Annotated in this window: 10 protein-coding genes; 5 read left to right on the top strand and 5 right to left on the bottom strand. The window is 45.3% G+C overall.

The window, feature by feature from the left end:
* Window positions 1-206: 206 nt before the first annotated feature.
* Both AAA943_RS13070 and AAA943_RS13065 read right to left on the bottom strand, forming a co-directional pair.
* Window positions 207-1,577, bottom strand: coding sequence for a hypothetical protein (locus AAA943_RS13070; RefSeq protein WP_338224705.1), 1,371 nt, complete (start codon window positions 1,575-1,577; stop codon window positions 207-209).
* A gap of 84 nt (window positions 1,578-1,661) precedes the next feature.
* A complete protein-coding gene (locus AAA943_RS13065; protein ID WP_338224704.1) occupies window positions 1,662-3,056 on the bottom strand; it encodes a hypothetical protein in 1,395 nt (464 codons plus the stop codon).
* A gap of 86 nt (window positions 3,057-3,142) precedes the next feature.
* Here AAA943_RS13065 and rbfA point away from each other — a divergent pair, with 86 nt between their 5' ends.
* Window positions 3,143-3,523: a 30S ribosome-binding factor RbfA gene (gene rbfA / locus AAA943_RS13060; RefSeq protein ID WP_338224703.1), complete on the top strand. Its 381-nt coding sequence runs from the start codon at window positions 3,143-3,145 to the stop codon at window positions 3,521-3,523.
* Window positions 3,524-3,534: 11 nt separating this feature from the next.
* On the top strand, window positions 3,535-4,761 hold the full coding sequence (locus AAA943_RS13055) for an FtsX-like permease family protein (protein ID WP_338224702.1): 1,227 nt from the start codon (window positions 3,535-3,537) through the stop codon (window positions 4,759-4,761).
* 1 nt (window position 4,762) lies between these two features.
* Here the strand turns inward: AAA943_RS13055 and AAA943_RS13050 are convergent, their stop codons facing one another.
* Both AAA943_RS13050 and AAA943_RS13045 read right to left on the bottom strand, forming a co-directional pair.
* Entirely contained in the window at window positions 4,763-5,953 is a 1,191-nt protein-coding gene (locus AAA943_RS13050) for a tetratricopeptide repeat protein (RefSeq protein WP_338224701.1), read from the bottom strand.
* 68 nt (window positions 5,954-6,021) lie between these two features.
* On the bottom strand, window positions 6,022-9,495 hold the full coding sequence (locus AAA943_RS13045) for a hypothetical protein (protein ID WP_338224700.1): 3,474 nt from the start codon (window positions 9,493-9,495) through the stop codon (window positions 6,022-6,024).
* Between the two features lie 326 nt (window positions 9,496-9,821).
* Here AAA943_RS13045 and AAA943_RS13040 point away from each other — a divergent pair, with 326 nt between their 5' ends.
* From AAA943_RS13040 to AAA943_RS13030, 3 genes are all read left to right on the top strand, one after another.
* Window positions 9,822-10,415 (top strand): hypothetical protein, encoded by a 594-nt coding sequence (locus AAA943_RS13040; protein WP_338224699.1) that lies wholly within the window; start codon window positions 9,822-9,824, stop codon window positions 10,413-10,415.
* Between the two features lie 76 nt (window positions 10,416-10,491).
* On the top strand, window positions 10,492-11,613 hold the full coding sequence (gene solA / locus AAA943_RS13035; protein WP_338224698.1) for an N-methyl-L-tryptophan oxidase: 1,122 nt from the start codon (window positions 10,492-10,494) through the stop codon (window positions 11,611-11,613).
* An 86-nt stretch (window positions 11,614-11,699) separates the two neighbouring features.
* Window positions 11,700-13,487 carry an ABC transporter ATP-binding protein gene (locus AAA943_RS13030; RefSeq protein ID WP_338224697.1) on the top strand — a complete coding sequence of 596 codons (1,788 nt, stop codon included), beginning with the start codon at window positions 11,700-11,702 and terminating at the stop codon, window positions 13,485-13,487.
* Here AAA943_RS13030 and AAA943_RS13025 read toward each other — a convergent pair.
* Complete coding sequence (locus AAA943_RS13025; RefSeq protein ID WP_338224696.1) at window positions 13,484-14,155, bottom strand: class I SAM-dependent methyltransferase; 672 nt, start codon at window positions 14,153-14,155, stop codon at window positions 13,484-13,486. The two genes, AAA943_RS13030 and AAA943_RS13025, sit on opposite strands and share 4 nt — an antisense overlap.
* Window positions 14,156-14,219: the final 64 nt, after the last annotated feature.

Genomic DNA, 14,219 nt, shown 5'->3' with positions numbered 1-14,219 from the left:
TCCGATTTTTCGAAACCTAACGTTTCCATTTTAACCTGGGGATTTTAACCGGAAATTCTATCTAATCCTTTGGTTTGAGGAGGAGTGCATACCCGCTTTCAATAGTGGATACGTGAGTTTTCCCGTGATCTTTTTTTTCCCTAGTGGGTCAGTCTCTGTCTTTTGTTGCTCTATGCCCTGATCAGCGGGGAAGATGCTTGTTTTCCTCACTCAAGCCTCTTTTCAATCCAGGAGTCAAATCGGACCAGTTCAAAATCAGTTGGGTCCCAAAAATACCTTCCTCTGGCTTGGACTAGATTTGTCATTTCCTGATTGGTAATGATTAGTTCGGAGGTCTCGTCCAGATTTTTCTTCTGGATTTTGGAGAAAAGCTTGAATCCGCCTTCTATTCTCGGATTGATTTTTCCTGCCCATCTGGAGATCAGCTTTCGGAGGTTTTCTATTTTGTAATCCAGCCAGTCGGAATCATTCTGATCAAAAAGAATCATCAATTCCAGCATTTTGGATCCCAGATAAAAATTCGGCGCATACTTCAGATGAGGCTGGCAATCGTGAATGAGCTTCAGGGCGGATTTAAATGAATTCATTCGAAAATGCAGACAGGCCTCCCAATACTTCCATTTGGAATTCAGTTCCGGGTTAAGTTTGCTCAGGGATTTCTTCAGTAGGGATTGAGCCTCTTCCAGTCTGCCGAGGTAGTAGAGTGCCAGCCATTGGTATTGGATGTGTTCCAGTCTGTTTTCGAATCCCAGACAGCGCGTATTGTCCAGAGACTTGTATCGCAGAATGACTTCCTTGAATTTGCCGGTATGAATTAGAATTCGTTGTTGGACCAGGATATATTCCTGATTGATTTCCTCGGTGGATTTGCTTTTTTCAAACAAGGCAACAGATTTTTTCCGTAAGGTTTCCGCTTTTTCCAAGTCTTTGTTGGCAAGAGCCTCCCGAATCAGGGATAGGTATTCCCATTGCTTCTGCTCTAAATTGAGATGGTTCAGCACCAAGCCCAGATTCGGATTTTGGTCTGACTTGGAGGTGTCTTGTCCTACATGTCTATTGACCAAAATCTGAAGGTGGCTTTTCACAATGAGTTCCAGTTGAGGCAAATCCTGGTTTTGGATGACTCCCTCCAGCCCAAAACTTTTTGCGGTATCAAATACACACAGGATCAAATCGGGAAGGTCCGATTCTACAGCTGTCTTTAGACTTTTTTCCAGTGTTTTACTTCCGGCCTTTTCCAGGCCTCTGGATAGCAGGTATTGACTCTGCATGAGCAGTTGGGTGCAGGCGATGCGCTTTTGGGCTTCCTGGGAAATTTTCTGATTGGCCCCCAGGCAGGGTATCATTTCATAGATATCTTCCTTAACCCGTTTCTTGAGCTGAACAAAAGCAGCAGAAGACTGGATAGAGTACAATCTGGTGCAATAGTCTGAATCTTCCCGGTATGGGAATAGGATGTAATCCTTCAATAATTTGAACTTCTTGGACTGTTTCGAATTTTTGATGGCACTGAGCTTGAGCAGCTTGGTTTTTTCGGAAGGATCCAAGGTATCAAGTAATTCAAAAATAGAATTCATAAAAAAACAGGTTAAGGTCCAATTCAGCCAAGAGAAAAAGAATCTCAGCTGAATTTACATCTGAAAAGCCTGAATTTCAAAAATTTAAGGCTTTGCTTTCACAAAGATCCCGGGTGTTTTTTCCGAATAGAGGGACTCAAGGGCGGGGAATTCCAAAAGAAGCTTTTTGAATTCGCCTTCTGAATCAAAAATGAGTTCGGGTTTTTGCAAAAACACTTTGGAATAAAGCCTGGATTTTTCTTCCAAATCTTTTTCTTTCTCGATGTAAGCCTGAGAAAGATGATAATTCAAAAAGGGACCACCGAGCTGATTTTCCAGATACAGATCCATTTCTTGGCCCAAAATCATGATCTTTTGATTTTTGGCAGGGTAATCGGAATTTTTGGAAACAAAGTATGCCTTGTTGCCTTGAGTCTGACTTTTCCAAAAAAATAAGGCCCCTAGAGGCAAACCCATTATCAGGAGTACAAAGGAGAGACCACCGATCCAGGTTCTTCTTACATAGAGGAAAAACTGGGTAATCAGATAAGTAAATCCCGGCAAGAAGATCAACAGCTCAAAACCCGCCTGCCTTTTGACAAAGAAAAAAACAAGCGCACCAAAAAGCATCCAAGTAATGATCAGCTGCCTTTGTTTTTGCTGGTTGATGGTAGAGCCCCGCTGGAATGTCCCAAGGAAGTAGCCAAAGAGGGCAAGTAGGACGGGAAATGCCCCCAAAATCAGCCAACTGTACACCGATTGATACGAAAATCCATCGTAGGTAAAGACCAAAGGAAGGATCTCCAAAGCATCCTGAAGGCTGTCATTCCAAAAATAAAAAACCAAAATGAGGAGAACCGGAAGCAGAAATCCGACTATGGCCAAAATCAACTGCCGGAAAGAAAAACCCGAAATCAAGAGTCCGGTAAAGATCATGTAAGGGAAAATCAACCCGAAATTCAAATGGAATCCGGTGGCTATTCCTCCATAAATTCCTATCAAAAGGGTAGATTCGGAAGTTTCTTTTTGGAGAACAGTTTGGGAAAAGAGTTGGCTCAAGGCCAAAATCAAGAATGTGCTTCCCAGCAAAGCCGGAGAAAGTGTGAGCATGTCGAAGGAAAAATGAAACAAGGCCGCCATGATAATGGCCGGCAAATAGGTGTTTTCGTCAAAAACCCGGTAACGAATCAACGTGAAGTTCCAGTAGCTCAGTTGGATGAGGATTAACATCCTTCCCAAGATCGCATAGGCCAGTGGACTCCGGCCAAACATAAAGTCCATGGCCATAAAAAAAGCAGCGGAGAGCGGTCCGGTATCGTCTACCACGTCTTTGTAGAGGAAAAAGCCCTCTCCCAGTCGCTCACCCAAAACCATCCACTGAAGAAGAGGTTCTGTCATCGGAAAAGGAAACAAAATCAGATACACGACAGAAAACACCACTAGATGAAGGGCTACCCCAATGAGGCGAAACGGATCGTTGACTTTAAAAAATCTAAGCAAGGTATTGGGTTGAGTTGGATTGGGTTTTGCCCCGAAATTAAAGCATGCCCAAGTATTTCGCTAAATTTGTACCATAAATACTTCTGATGGAAAGCCAAAGACAAAAAAAATACGCCAAATTGATCCAAAAGGAATTGGGAGAGATTTTTCAAAAAGAAGCCCGACATCTGATCGGGCGCACCATGGTGACGGTCACTCGGGTGGAAGTAAGCCCCGATTTGGGCTTTGCCAAAGTCAACTTGAGTTTTTTGCTTGCCGATAAGGACCAAGCTTTTGATTTAATCAATGATCACAAAAAGGAAATCAGACATCATTTGGGTAAGCGAATTGGAAAATCCGTAAGAATCATCCCAGAACTGGCCTTTTTCCCGGACGATTCCGCCAGCTATGCCCAGCATATGGACAAAATCATCTCAGGTCTCAACATTCCACCTGCACCTGAGGAGGAAGAAGAAGAGGAAGATTAATACGATTCACCTTGAACACCAGTAGCTTTATTGCTCTCCGGTACTTTCGCAGCAAAAAGAAGCGGAATTTCATCACTGTCCTGTCCATCATTTCCATGATTGGGGTGGCTGTGGGGACGATTGCTTTGGTGGTGGTCATGTCGGTGTTCAATGGATTGGAGGATTTGATCCGAAGTCTGTTTGCCAGCTTCGATGCAGAGCTGAAAATCGAGCCTGCCCGGGGGAAAAGCTTTTTGGCAAAGGAGGATTGGCTGAAAAGTATTCAAAATCTGGAAGGGGTCGCTGTATTGACCGAAGTGATTGAAGACAATGCCCTTGTCGAATACAATCAAAATCAGCTGGTAGCCAGGCTCAAGGGAGTTTCACCCAATTTCCTGGAGCAGGGTAGATTTTCCAAAGGCTACTTTTGGGGAGATACCACTTTGGGTACTGATTTGAGACCTGCCGCCATTATGGGAAGAGGAGTCGGTTTTTTTCTTTCTGTCAATCTGGATGCTCCGAATTCGATTCTGAAAGTCTTTTATCCCAAGGCACCCCGTTCAGCAGCGAGTATAGACCCTTCCCAATTGTACAACTCTGCTGTATTGGAGCCCAAGGCCTTTTTCAGTATTGAGCAGCGTTTTGATGACGAATATGTCATTGCGCCTTTGAATTTTGTCCGGGATTTGCTCAACTATGGGCAAAAGAGGACCTCCTTGGAGATCAAAGTGGCTGAGGGCTATTCGGTGGCCTCTGTTCAGAAAGCGCTTAAGCTCCATCTTGGACCTGATTTTTTGGTCAAAAATACCGATGAGCAGCATGCCACCCTGATCCGCACCGTAAAGTTGGAAAAGCTCTTTGTCTTTCTTACGCTGTCCTTTGTTTTGGCTATAGCCTCCTTCAATATTTTCTTTTCTCTGAGTATGCTAGCTATAGAAAAGAAGAAGGATATCGCGGTGCTTCAGGCAATGGGGGCCTCAGAGAAGCTGGTTAAGCGGATTTTTCTAAAGCAAGGCGCGCTGATTGCGCTCAGCGGGGCATTTCTGGGTTTGATTTTGGGAATAGCCTTGGTTTTGGCGCAGCAGGAATTTGGTTTGGTCAGTTTGGGGATTTCTTCTGCCGTGGTAGATGCCTATCCGGTGCGGATCGTAGGCACTGATTTGGTATGGATAGGCCTTACTGTGATTGGCATTACCCTTTTGGCCTCCTGGAGACCGGCTATCCTGGCATCGAGAGTAAGACCTGTCCAAGAGCTCTAGCTTACTGACAGACTTTTTTGATTGCTTCCAGCGCCGCGCCTACTCCTCCTTCTGCAGCAAGGACCCATTCTTGACAGGCCTCCTGGGCTTTTCCCATTCTATGCAGGGCTATTCCTTTGTGGTAGTGGAGATTCGGGTCCTCAGGATCAATGCTGCTTGCAAGCGTAAAGTCTGCCAAAGCTTCCTCTGCTTTTCCGTTTTGATAGCGTGCTTGGCCTCTTGCAAGGAAGTAATTGGGATTTTGGGGTTCTAGGGCGATGGCTGCTGAGTAATCCTCCTCCGCTTGGTCAAATCTTCTCAGGTTTTTGTAGGCCCATGCTCGATAGAAATAGGATTCCGGATCCTCATCATTCTTCCGTATAGATTCCGAAAAATCCTCCAAAGCACCCGGCATGTCCTGATGATTCATCCGATAAAATCCCCGCTGCTTGTAGGTCTGATAGTTTGCCGATCCGTTGGCTATCAGTTCATTTAGTTCCTCTATGAGTATGGCATCCCCGCCGTTTTGAGTGGCGGCGAGACCTTGTTTGGCTATTTTGTGGTTGGGGTCAAGGTCCAATGCCCTCTGGTAGGCATCGATCGCAGCCATATTTTCTCCCAGACGGGAAAGGGCCCTTCCCTGCTCCGCGAAGTAGTCCGCCTTGCGGGGGTTTTCCTGAATGGCCAAATCGAGATAGCTCAAAGCCAATTCATAATTTTTCAGCTCTATGGCACACAGCCCCATATGAAAATAAGCTAAATCAGGAGTAAAAGATTGGGCAGTAGTGACCTCGGACACCCCTTGATCTCCCGGGGCAATCTTGAACAAAATGCGGTTGGTCTCCCCGGTGGGATTGAGCAGAAAGTCCTCAAAATCATCGAGTGCCTCATCGTATTGCTTGAGCTGATACCTTACCCGACCCCTGGCAAAATAGGCTTCTCCGTTTTCTGGTTCCAAAGTCAGCAGGCTATTGTAATCCGTCAGGGCAGCTTCCAAATGGTTTCCAAATTCTTCTGCCTGAGCCTTAAACCAAAAGGCCTGTGCATCATTCGGGTGAGCTCTCAACCATTCCGCAAAGGCCTTGGCCGCTTTTTCCCACTCTTCCTTTTCGAAAGCGTAAATGCCTACATCCAAAGGAGAGGGCTGCTGAGCTTGCACCGGTAGTGAGTGAATGAGAGCTAGAAAAAACAGAATCAGAGGAGCCGATTTCATTGGAGCAACTTTTTGCCTAAACTAATTTCGGGAAGTTCTTTGCCCTAACAATTCATCAAAAATTCCGCTCACGGTTTGGTTTTTCCTTTGAATAGCCCTGAAATCCCCTGGTTGAACATGGAATAGAGCGTACCCAAGATTCCCAAACCTCCCGTGAGATAGGCGTAGGCTTCATTGAAAAATGCCCGGTCAAAAATTCCGACCATGGCGATACAAATCAATACAAAGCTGATCGCAGCGGTACGGACTACCATGACATTGCCGTTTTTCTTTTCGTAATCTTCAAAGAGCTGAATTTCCTCCCGGCTGGTATTGGAAAGGATAAATTGCCTGAATACCGGACTGAATAAGCGCCATTCCCTCCATCCACCTTCCTGTTTGGATTCAGGATTGTCTTTGATAATCCCCTTCTGCGCCAGATCCATGAGAGTGCTTTCGGCGGCGGGGTTAAAGAAACCAGCTTCTGCGTAGTAATAGCATACCAATTTTTCCTCCAAACTCAATTCCGACCAAATGTTGGCATAAAAGGCTTTTTTTAGTTTGACCTGGGTGAGACTCTCATCTTCCGAATAAATACCTGCTGAGTAAGGGTCATGGATCTCTTCCACACTGAAGTTAAAATCCGAAAAGGCCTCGGAGAATACCGTCTTTTCCCGGTCCGTCTTCAGGCTGGAATAGAGTTGTTTCCACAGGGTGCCGGAAAAGAGGGTGACCTTGCCCTCCATTTTCTTGATTTTTCCAATGATCTTGGCTAGGGAAATCAAATCTTCGAGGCAGTGCACATTAAGGAAAAGATAGGATTCCCGATGTCCTATTTCCTCCTCCTTGGGCAAAGACTCAAACTGGAAGTCAAGCTTGTGGGCGGGTGAAACAAGGAGCCCGGGAGATTTTTGGCCCGAATGGATGCAGCAAATAAAGTTAAATGGTCCACCCAGGGCTTGTTTTTGAGAAAAATGGGGATTGAAGTCAAAGAAAATGGAATCTTGAATCCATCGGATAATAAAAAAAGTAACCGTCAAGAGTAAACCAAAGAAGAAAAAAGGCATCCAGCTGCTGGTAAGTCGGAAAGGCTGACCTTCCCAGGCTGCCTTCACCAAAGCCTGATCTGGAGCAATGAAATTTTGGATTTTTGGATCAAAAGGGTCGGTCAGGGCTACCATCATGCTCCGTCGCGCTTTTTCAAACACTTCAAATCCTCCTCCGTGTACAATGGGAGTGGATCGGTGCTGACTGTTCCAGATTACTTGCTCGAATTTTTGGGTTTTGGACTGGATAAGGTATCCCGGGAAAAAGCCAATCATGAAAAACCAGACCAGCAGATAGATCGTGAGTTGATTTTGAGAACCTATTTTCTCGAATTTCAGAAAGTTATATTGAATCGATTTAAACCCAAGGACGGAAAAAACCAAACCATATACCGCTAGAATCCCCATGGCGCGACCAGTCTCAGGATTGATGGCAAGAGTAAATACCAAGAGGGTAATCCCTACCAGAAAAATTGCAATCATTTCGCTGGGAGCAGTCTTCTCTCTGAGATTCTCCAGTTTAGCCATGAGCAGATTGGCAAAAGAAATCTGAAGGGTAGAGAAGATCAGAAGAAAAAGAGTTTGAAGATGGTTGAAGTGGTTCAAATACAAGATCCCCAGAATGACCAGAAATTGGCCAAAGTAAAAAATCATCAGGAAGAAAAGTTTTCCCTGCCGGTTTTTTGTCGGAACGAGCCAGTCAAAAAGGAAAGATTTGAATCCTTGCCGGTTTTCATTTTTTCGGACGGCTTGTTGGAGGAGAAGTGTACCCAGAAGAAACAAAAAGTACCCTAAAATGAAGACGATTCCTTCCAGAGAGGTAAGGGCAGAAAAGACATGGTAAAGATTGATGTTTACCATAAAAATACTCCATAGGGAATGATCGAAATTCTGGTCTTCTATCCTGCTGATCAATGCCGTGTAATGGTGGCCATTGAGATATATTGGGCTTTCCAACTTTACGGTGTGGGAAATTTCCCGATTGTTGTTCATCAAACTTCGGATTTCACTCCATTTTTCCTGACTGACTGATTCCTCCAAATTGGAAATGGAGGACTCCACTTTTTGGGTTTTATACAAAAGAGAACCCTCATCTTTAACCAACAAAATCCGAAAATCTTCACTGAGCCCCTTACTCAGACCGGGAGTGTAGGTGATGGCCTTGACCAATCCATTTTTTTCTTTGTGAGAAATCACCGACTCCAGATTGCCATTTCCCCTGCTGTAATGAGAACTGATAAACCGTGATTTACTGTCTTCCTTATTGAAATAATTCACATATTCCCGATCACTGAGGTCAATAAAAGATATTCCTTCGCCAAACTTGACGTGAAGAGCCGTACTTCCGCTGTTGCCTACAAATAGAATATTTTTGACCAACCCATTTTTGGGATCGATGAGAATGTATTCATTGACTTGGTCTTTCGTCACTGGTTCTCCTCCCTCCCATTGGCTCAATAGGGAGTCGTGGTGGGCGATTTTCGTTCCAAATTCCCGGACAGCTTGCTGTATTTCCCCGTGGAGAGATTCGACTGGAATAATGCGGTTTTTGGTGAAGGAAAGTGAAAAGCCAATGACCACGGCCAAGGCCATCAAAGAAATACCCACTTGGATGATTCTGGACTGAGATAGTTTGTCACCTTTACCCAAATTGACCAAGGTAAGAATGGGCAAAGAAGAAATTAGCACGACCAAAGTGAAAAGGAGAATGCTTAGTAGATTGTAGTTGATCCTCAGGCCTACTTTTTGGAAATAAGCATCGTCATATATCCCCACAAAATAAAGTTGGAGCGGGTCAAGTCTGATACTTTGACTATATGCTCTGTAAATTCTCTGGTTGTAATTGATGTTTTGGATGGATATTCCCGATTTGTAGCTGACCAGGGAGTCTGACTTAGTGTCCGAATTGGGATCGAAAATCTGCGTACCTTCTTCTTCTTTGGGATAGAGAATAGTCCCTTTTGAGTCAGTGAGAAAAAATTGCTGGAAGGTGTAATCATTTTTCTCCAGTTTTCGGAAAAGCTCCCGTATAGGCACATCCAAATCAATCAGCAAGCTGTTTTTCCCGTTTTCAGGCTTGCCGACGATGAAGCTCTTGGAGGTGACTGCTCCATTGAAGGTGGCTAGAAGTTCTTTTCGGATTTGTATGGGCCGGTTTCGTATTCTCACCTTGGTTTGATTGATTTCTAGCGTTTCAGCGGGCAAGTTGGACTTTTCCACAAACCGGAGGGATAGGATTTCAGGCTGAAAACCTGACAAATAGGCCTGAACATCGCGGGCATTTTGACCCAAATCTCCCTCTAGTTCTCCAAAAGCTTTTCGGAGAATATAGGTGTCTACTCTGACCAGATAATCGGCAAGCGCAGCAGGAATGTCCTTACTCAGGGAAGCAATGCTCCGAATGTGCTGTTGCTCCAGCTCTTCTCTGTTGTTGGTGGATTGGACAAAAAGCAAAACTCCCAATACCCCCACTAGAGGAAGTAAAAAAAGCCAAATTTTAAAAGTTCTCAGTTTCATCTGATGTTATAGGTTTACATGGCCCCAGGAAAGGCCTTCCCATGCTCTGCTGCCACCTGCAAGCAAAACTTGCCCAAGTCCATCCTCCCATTCCCCCTCTATTCGCCCTCTGGGCTTTTGTTTTTGGAAAAGTTTCTAAGAAATTTACTATAAATCATTGGAAATCAATATTATTCTTGACTTGATGTATTTTCAATGGATTAGAAATCCCGGTTTTTGGAGATTTATTTTTCATAAATGGATTAAACTTGAAAAAAAATGCCTTTGGGTTCAAAAAGGCACGTTTATTGAAAAACGAATTGAAAACCACCTGAAAAAGTATCTGGATGAAAAAATTTACCCTTCTTCTGCCTCTTCTTTTTGGCGTTTTCTTTTGTCTTCAAGCTCAAGAAGGAAGCACCTCTGAAAAATCCCTCAATTCCGGTACCATCGAAAGCCAGTTTGAATACATCTATGAGGTCTCCAATAACTTCCAAGAATATGAGGTAGTAAAAAAGGCGAACCTGGAGAAACTCAAATCCAATATTTTGGATTCGCTCCGAACGATGAGAGTACAGGTAAGTGACCTAAAGAATGCTCAAATCACCAAGACAGACAGTATCCAAGCAATCACCCAGTCCCTCAATGAAGCCCTTGAAGAAAAGGAAGCAGCCATTGAAGCCAAAGAAAGCTTTTCCTTTCTGGGCATAAATATTCAAAAGACGGTTTATTCCTCGATGATGTGGACTTTGGTGACTGTACTGGCCGGTTTTCTTGCCTTTTTCTCTTTGCAATATTTCCGAAGCTTCAGCAAAATCAAAAAAGCCAAAAAGGATCTTGAGGAAGTTCAGGAAGAATTTGATCAGCATCGAAAAAATACCCTCGAGCGCGAACGTAAGCTCAAAAGAGAGCTTATCGATGCCCAAATGGGGAAAAATTAAAATTGCAGCCGGATTTGATTCCGGCTTTTTTTTGATTGTCCGGAGTGTCTACCTTGTATCAAAAAGAAACCCCGGAATGGAAAAACAGGAAATCTTCGATGCAGCGGTGATTGGACTGGGTGCAGTCGGAAGCGCGGCAATCTATCACCTCAGTCTCTCCGGTAAGCGGGTTCTTGGATTGGATCGATTTGCTCCACCTCATACCTTGAGTTCAAGTCATGGAGAGTCCAGAATCACCCGATTGGCCGTGGGAGAAGGAGAGGATTATGTAGCTTTGGCCAAGCGCTCCCATGAGCTTTGGAGAGCATTGGAAGCCAAGAGTGGGGTTCGGATATTTACCCAGACGGGAGGGATCCTTATCGATTCGGGGGAAAAACCCTGGGCCAAGCATGGCTCGGAGGGCTTCTGGGATCGGACAGCCCGATTTGCCAAAAACCATCAGATCGCCCATGCTTTGCCAAACCTTAAGGAGGTCAGCGATCAGTTTCCTGCCTTCCGGATTCCCAATTCAGGAAGAGTTTACTGGGAAAAAGAAGCCGGTTACCTCAGGCCAGAATTGGCTATAGGGACCCAACTTCGATTAGCCGGAGAGCAAGGAGCCGAGCTAGCCTTGGACTCTCCGGTTTTGGGGATAGAAAAGGAGGGCAATCATTTTTGCTTAAGAACTCCCGAACAAACCTATTTGGCTGAAAAACTCCTTATTTCGGCAGGTGGGTGGGTAAAAGATTTTCTTTCTGAAACTGCCAAAAAGAGGTTTAAGATCTGCCGGCAAATCTTGCATTGGATTGAAGTTGATCCCAGTTTCTCCTGGAAAGATACCCCGGTATGGATGTGGGGTTTTGGTCCTGATGCGGAGGATTTTATCTATGGATTTCCTTCTCTGGATGGACAGTCCATCAAAATGGCCACCGAGTCTTTTTTGGAGGTCGATCACCCGGACCTGCTCAGACGTGAGGTAAGTTGGGAAGAGCAGAAAGAGTTTTGGGAGCAAAAGGTAAGAGGAAGAATTTCCGGTCTCAGGCCAAATTTTATCCGGTCAGAAGTGTGCTTTTATACCGTCACTGAGGATGCAAGATTTGTCATCGAGCCATGGAGAGGAGATTCAAAGGCACTCTTGGTTTCGGCCTGCTCCGGGCATGGATTTAAGCATTCGGCGGCCTTGGGGGAGTCACTGGCTCATCGCTTGCTGGACGATTAATCGGTGAGGAATGATCCTGAGGTGTGATTTTTTTGTCATTTCTGTTTGCAAAGCCCTACTTTTGCCCATTGATCACCAAATAAATAATGGCAAAACAAAGAGGAACTGCTCTGGAGCCTGAGGAGAAGCGGAGGTTGAACAAGCAGAATCTAAGCAAGCTGGGAGGGATTTTCGGGTTTTTGATGCCTTACAAATGGGCGTTTTTCGGAGGCTTGGTTTTTCTTCTGTTTTCTTCACTCACGCTGCTCACTTTTCCCTACGTAGCAGGCAAGTTGATTGATACGGCCCAAGGCAGTGCGTGGATCGTTACGGATGTCAATTCCATCGCCTTGATTTTGATCGCTATTCTGGCGATACAGAGTGTGTTTTCTTTTTTCCGGGTTTGGCTTTTTGCCTTGGTATCCGAGCGCTCCATGCGCGATATCCGACAGGCCCTTTATTCCCGATTGGTACGGCTTCCTATGACTTTCTTTGACCGCAGGAGGACTGGGGAATTGATCAGTAGAATCACGGCAGATGTCAGTCAGCTTCAGGATACCTTCTCCACTACCTTGGCGGAGTTGTTTAGGCAGGTCATCACGCTTGTGGCAGGGGTAGGCTTTCTTTTGTTCAATACGCCGAAATTGACCCTGTTCATGCTCGGGACATTTCCAGTCCTTGTAGTCATTGCCATGGTATTTGGGCGGTTTATTCGAAGGCTTTCCAAAAAGACCCAGGATGAACTTGCCGGAGCCAATGTGATTGTAGAGGAGACGCTGCAGTCGATCAGTACGGTCAAGTCCTTTGTGGGTGAGGCCTACGAATCAGACCGGTATGGCAGGGGGCTCAATCGGGTAGTGAAAGTAGCCTTGACAACAGCCAAATACCGGGGAGCATTTATTTCCTTCATCATTTTTGCGCTTTTTGGTGGCATTGTTGGGGTGATGTGGTATGGAGCAAGTCTTGTTGCCTCAGGCGAGATGAGTGTGGGTGAGTTGGTTTCCTTTGTGCTATACACTACGTTTATCGGAGGGTCCATCGCGGGATTAGGAGATATTTATTCCCAGTTGCAAAAAGCCATCGGTAGCTCTGAGCGCGTACTGGAAATTCTCGGAGAGGATACGGAAGCCGAAGGAGGAAGTAAAGCGGGTCGATTTGAAGGCAAAATTGAATTTGATCAAGTAGGGTTTCGTTATCCTACCCGTCCCGAGATTCAGGTATTGAAATCCATCTCCTTTTTGGTAAATCCCGGAGAGAAAGTCGCTTTGGCAGGACACTCTGGCGCCGGCAAGTCCACCCTTATCCAGCTGCTACTCCGATTTTATTCCAGCCAATCAGGTGAAATCCGTGTGGATGACCGAAATGTGGAGGATTGGGATTTGAAAGCCTTGCGAAGCAAAGTCGGCATTGTCCCTCAGGAAGTTTTGCTCTTTGGAGGCTCAATTCGTGAAAATATCGCCTATGCCAAGCCGGATGCCAGGGAAGAGGAACTGATTGCTGCTGCCAAAAAAGCCAACGCCTGGCAGTTTATTTCCCAGTTTCCCGAAGGCTTGGATACCTTGGTTGGTGAGCGGGGAGTGAAGCTTTCCGGAGGACAAAGACAGCGGGTGGCTATCGCCAGGGCGATTTTGAAAGATCCTGCCATTTTGATTTTGGACGAGGCTACCTCTTCCTTGGATGCGGAGTCGGAGTCACTGGTGCAGGAGGCGCTCGATGAGCTGATGAAAGGCCGGACTACGATAATTATTGCTCATCGATTGGCTACCATACGGCAAGTAGATAGAATCTACGTGCTCAGCGAAGGCCGAATTGTAGAGCAGGGAAGCCATCAGGAGCTGATTCAGGAAAAAGAAGGCTTTTATGCCAACTTAGTCCGGCTTCAGTTTGCCGATTAGCGGAGATTGTGGGCAGTGATGGACTTGGTGAGTCCCCCGAATTGTTCTTTTAGAATTTTTGCCCCCGGAAAGAGCGCTCTCAATTCCTTTTCATTCAAAAGTCTGATTTCTTTGATGTATTGTTCGGCATCTTGAGGAGCCCAACGTTTCATCCTGCTTAAGGGGGTTTTGGTAAGCAGCGCAAACAGCCATTTGTCCGGAAGGTATTGGGCAAAAGGCAAGGCATAGTGGGCTTCTACTGGAAAATACCTATTGGGTGTCTGGACGAAAAATTTTTTTCCGACCCTTCGGATTTCTTTGGCCATTTTCTCTTGGTTCTCGTAGGTGTACAAGTGCTCGATCACCGAGTTGGAAAAAACCAGATCAAAGCTTCCCTCCTCAAACTCCGGCATGTGAGTCGCGTCTCCGATTACGGATTCTATATTCGCGTGTTTGGGTGCTTCCTGGTGCAGGTTCAGCAGCGTGATTCTCAAGTTGGGAATTTGAGGGATTTGACTGTGTTTCCAGAAATAGTCCGTTCCTCCCACGTCAAGGATACGAATGGGTTTTTCGAGCCGAAAATTTCTAAAAAAAAGCTTCTCAAATTTCGCCAGTCTTTGCTTCCTGAATTTGGCACCTAGGGATTGAGGATGGTCTGACGAGGCAAAAAGATTTCGGATAAATTGCATAGCTGGCCGAGAGGCGTGAAGAATTGACAAATAATCCCAAAAGTAAGCATGCTTGATAATTTCT

Origin of the sequence: Algoriphagus confluentis (assembly GCF_036245625.1) — a bacterium.
Lineage (GTDB): Bacteria > Bacteroidota > Bacteroidia > Cytophagales > Cyclobacteriaceae > Algoriphagus > Algoriphagus confluentis.
This window is presented reverse-complemented; position numbering and strand designations above follow the sequence as displayed.

What these genes read in the sequence shown, in the direction of transcription:
- AAA943_RS13070 (WP_338224705.1), bottom strand. Translation starts at nt 1,577, where the DNA reads ATGAATTCTATTTTTGAATTACTTGATACCTTGGATCCTTCCGAAAAA.
- rbfA (WP_338224703.1), top strand. Translation starts at nt 3,143, where the DNA reads ATGGAAAGCCAAAGACAAAAAAAATACGCCAAATTGATCCAAAAGGAA.
- AAA943_RS13050 (WP_338224701.1), bottom strand. Translation starts at nt 5,953, where the DNA reads ATGAAATCGGCTCCTCTGATTCTGTTTTTTCTAGCTCTCATTCACTCA.
- AAA943_RS13045 (WP_338224700.1), bottom strand. Translation starts at nt 9,495, where the DNA reads ATGAAACTGAGAACTTTTAAAATTTGGCTTTTTTTACTTCCTCTAGTG.
- AAA943_RS13040 (WP_338224699.1), top strand. Translation starts at nt 9,822, where the DNA reads ATGAAAAAATTTACCCTTCTTCTGCCTCTTCTTTTTGGCGTTTTCTTT.
- solA (WP_338224698.1), top strand. Translation starts at nt 10,492, where the DNA reads ATGGAAAAACAGGAAATCTTCGATGCAGCGGTGATTGGACTGGGTGCA.
- AAA943_RS13030 (WP_338224697.1), top strand. Translation starts at nt 11,700, where the DNA reads ATGGCAAAACAAAGAGGAACTGCTCTGGAGCCTGAGGAGAAGCGGAGG.
- AAA943_RS13025 (WP_338224696.1), bottom strand. Translation starts at nt 14,155, where the DNA reads ATGCAATTTATCCGAAATCTTTTTGCCTCGTCAGACCATCCTCAATCC.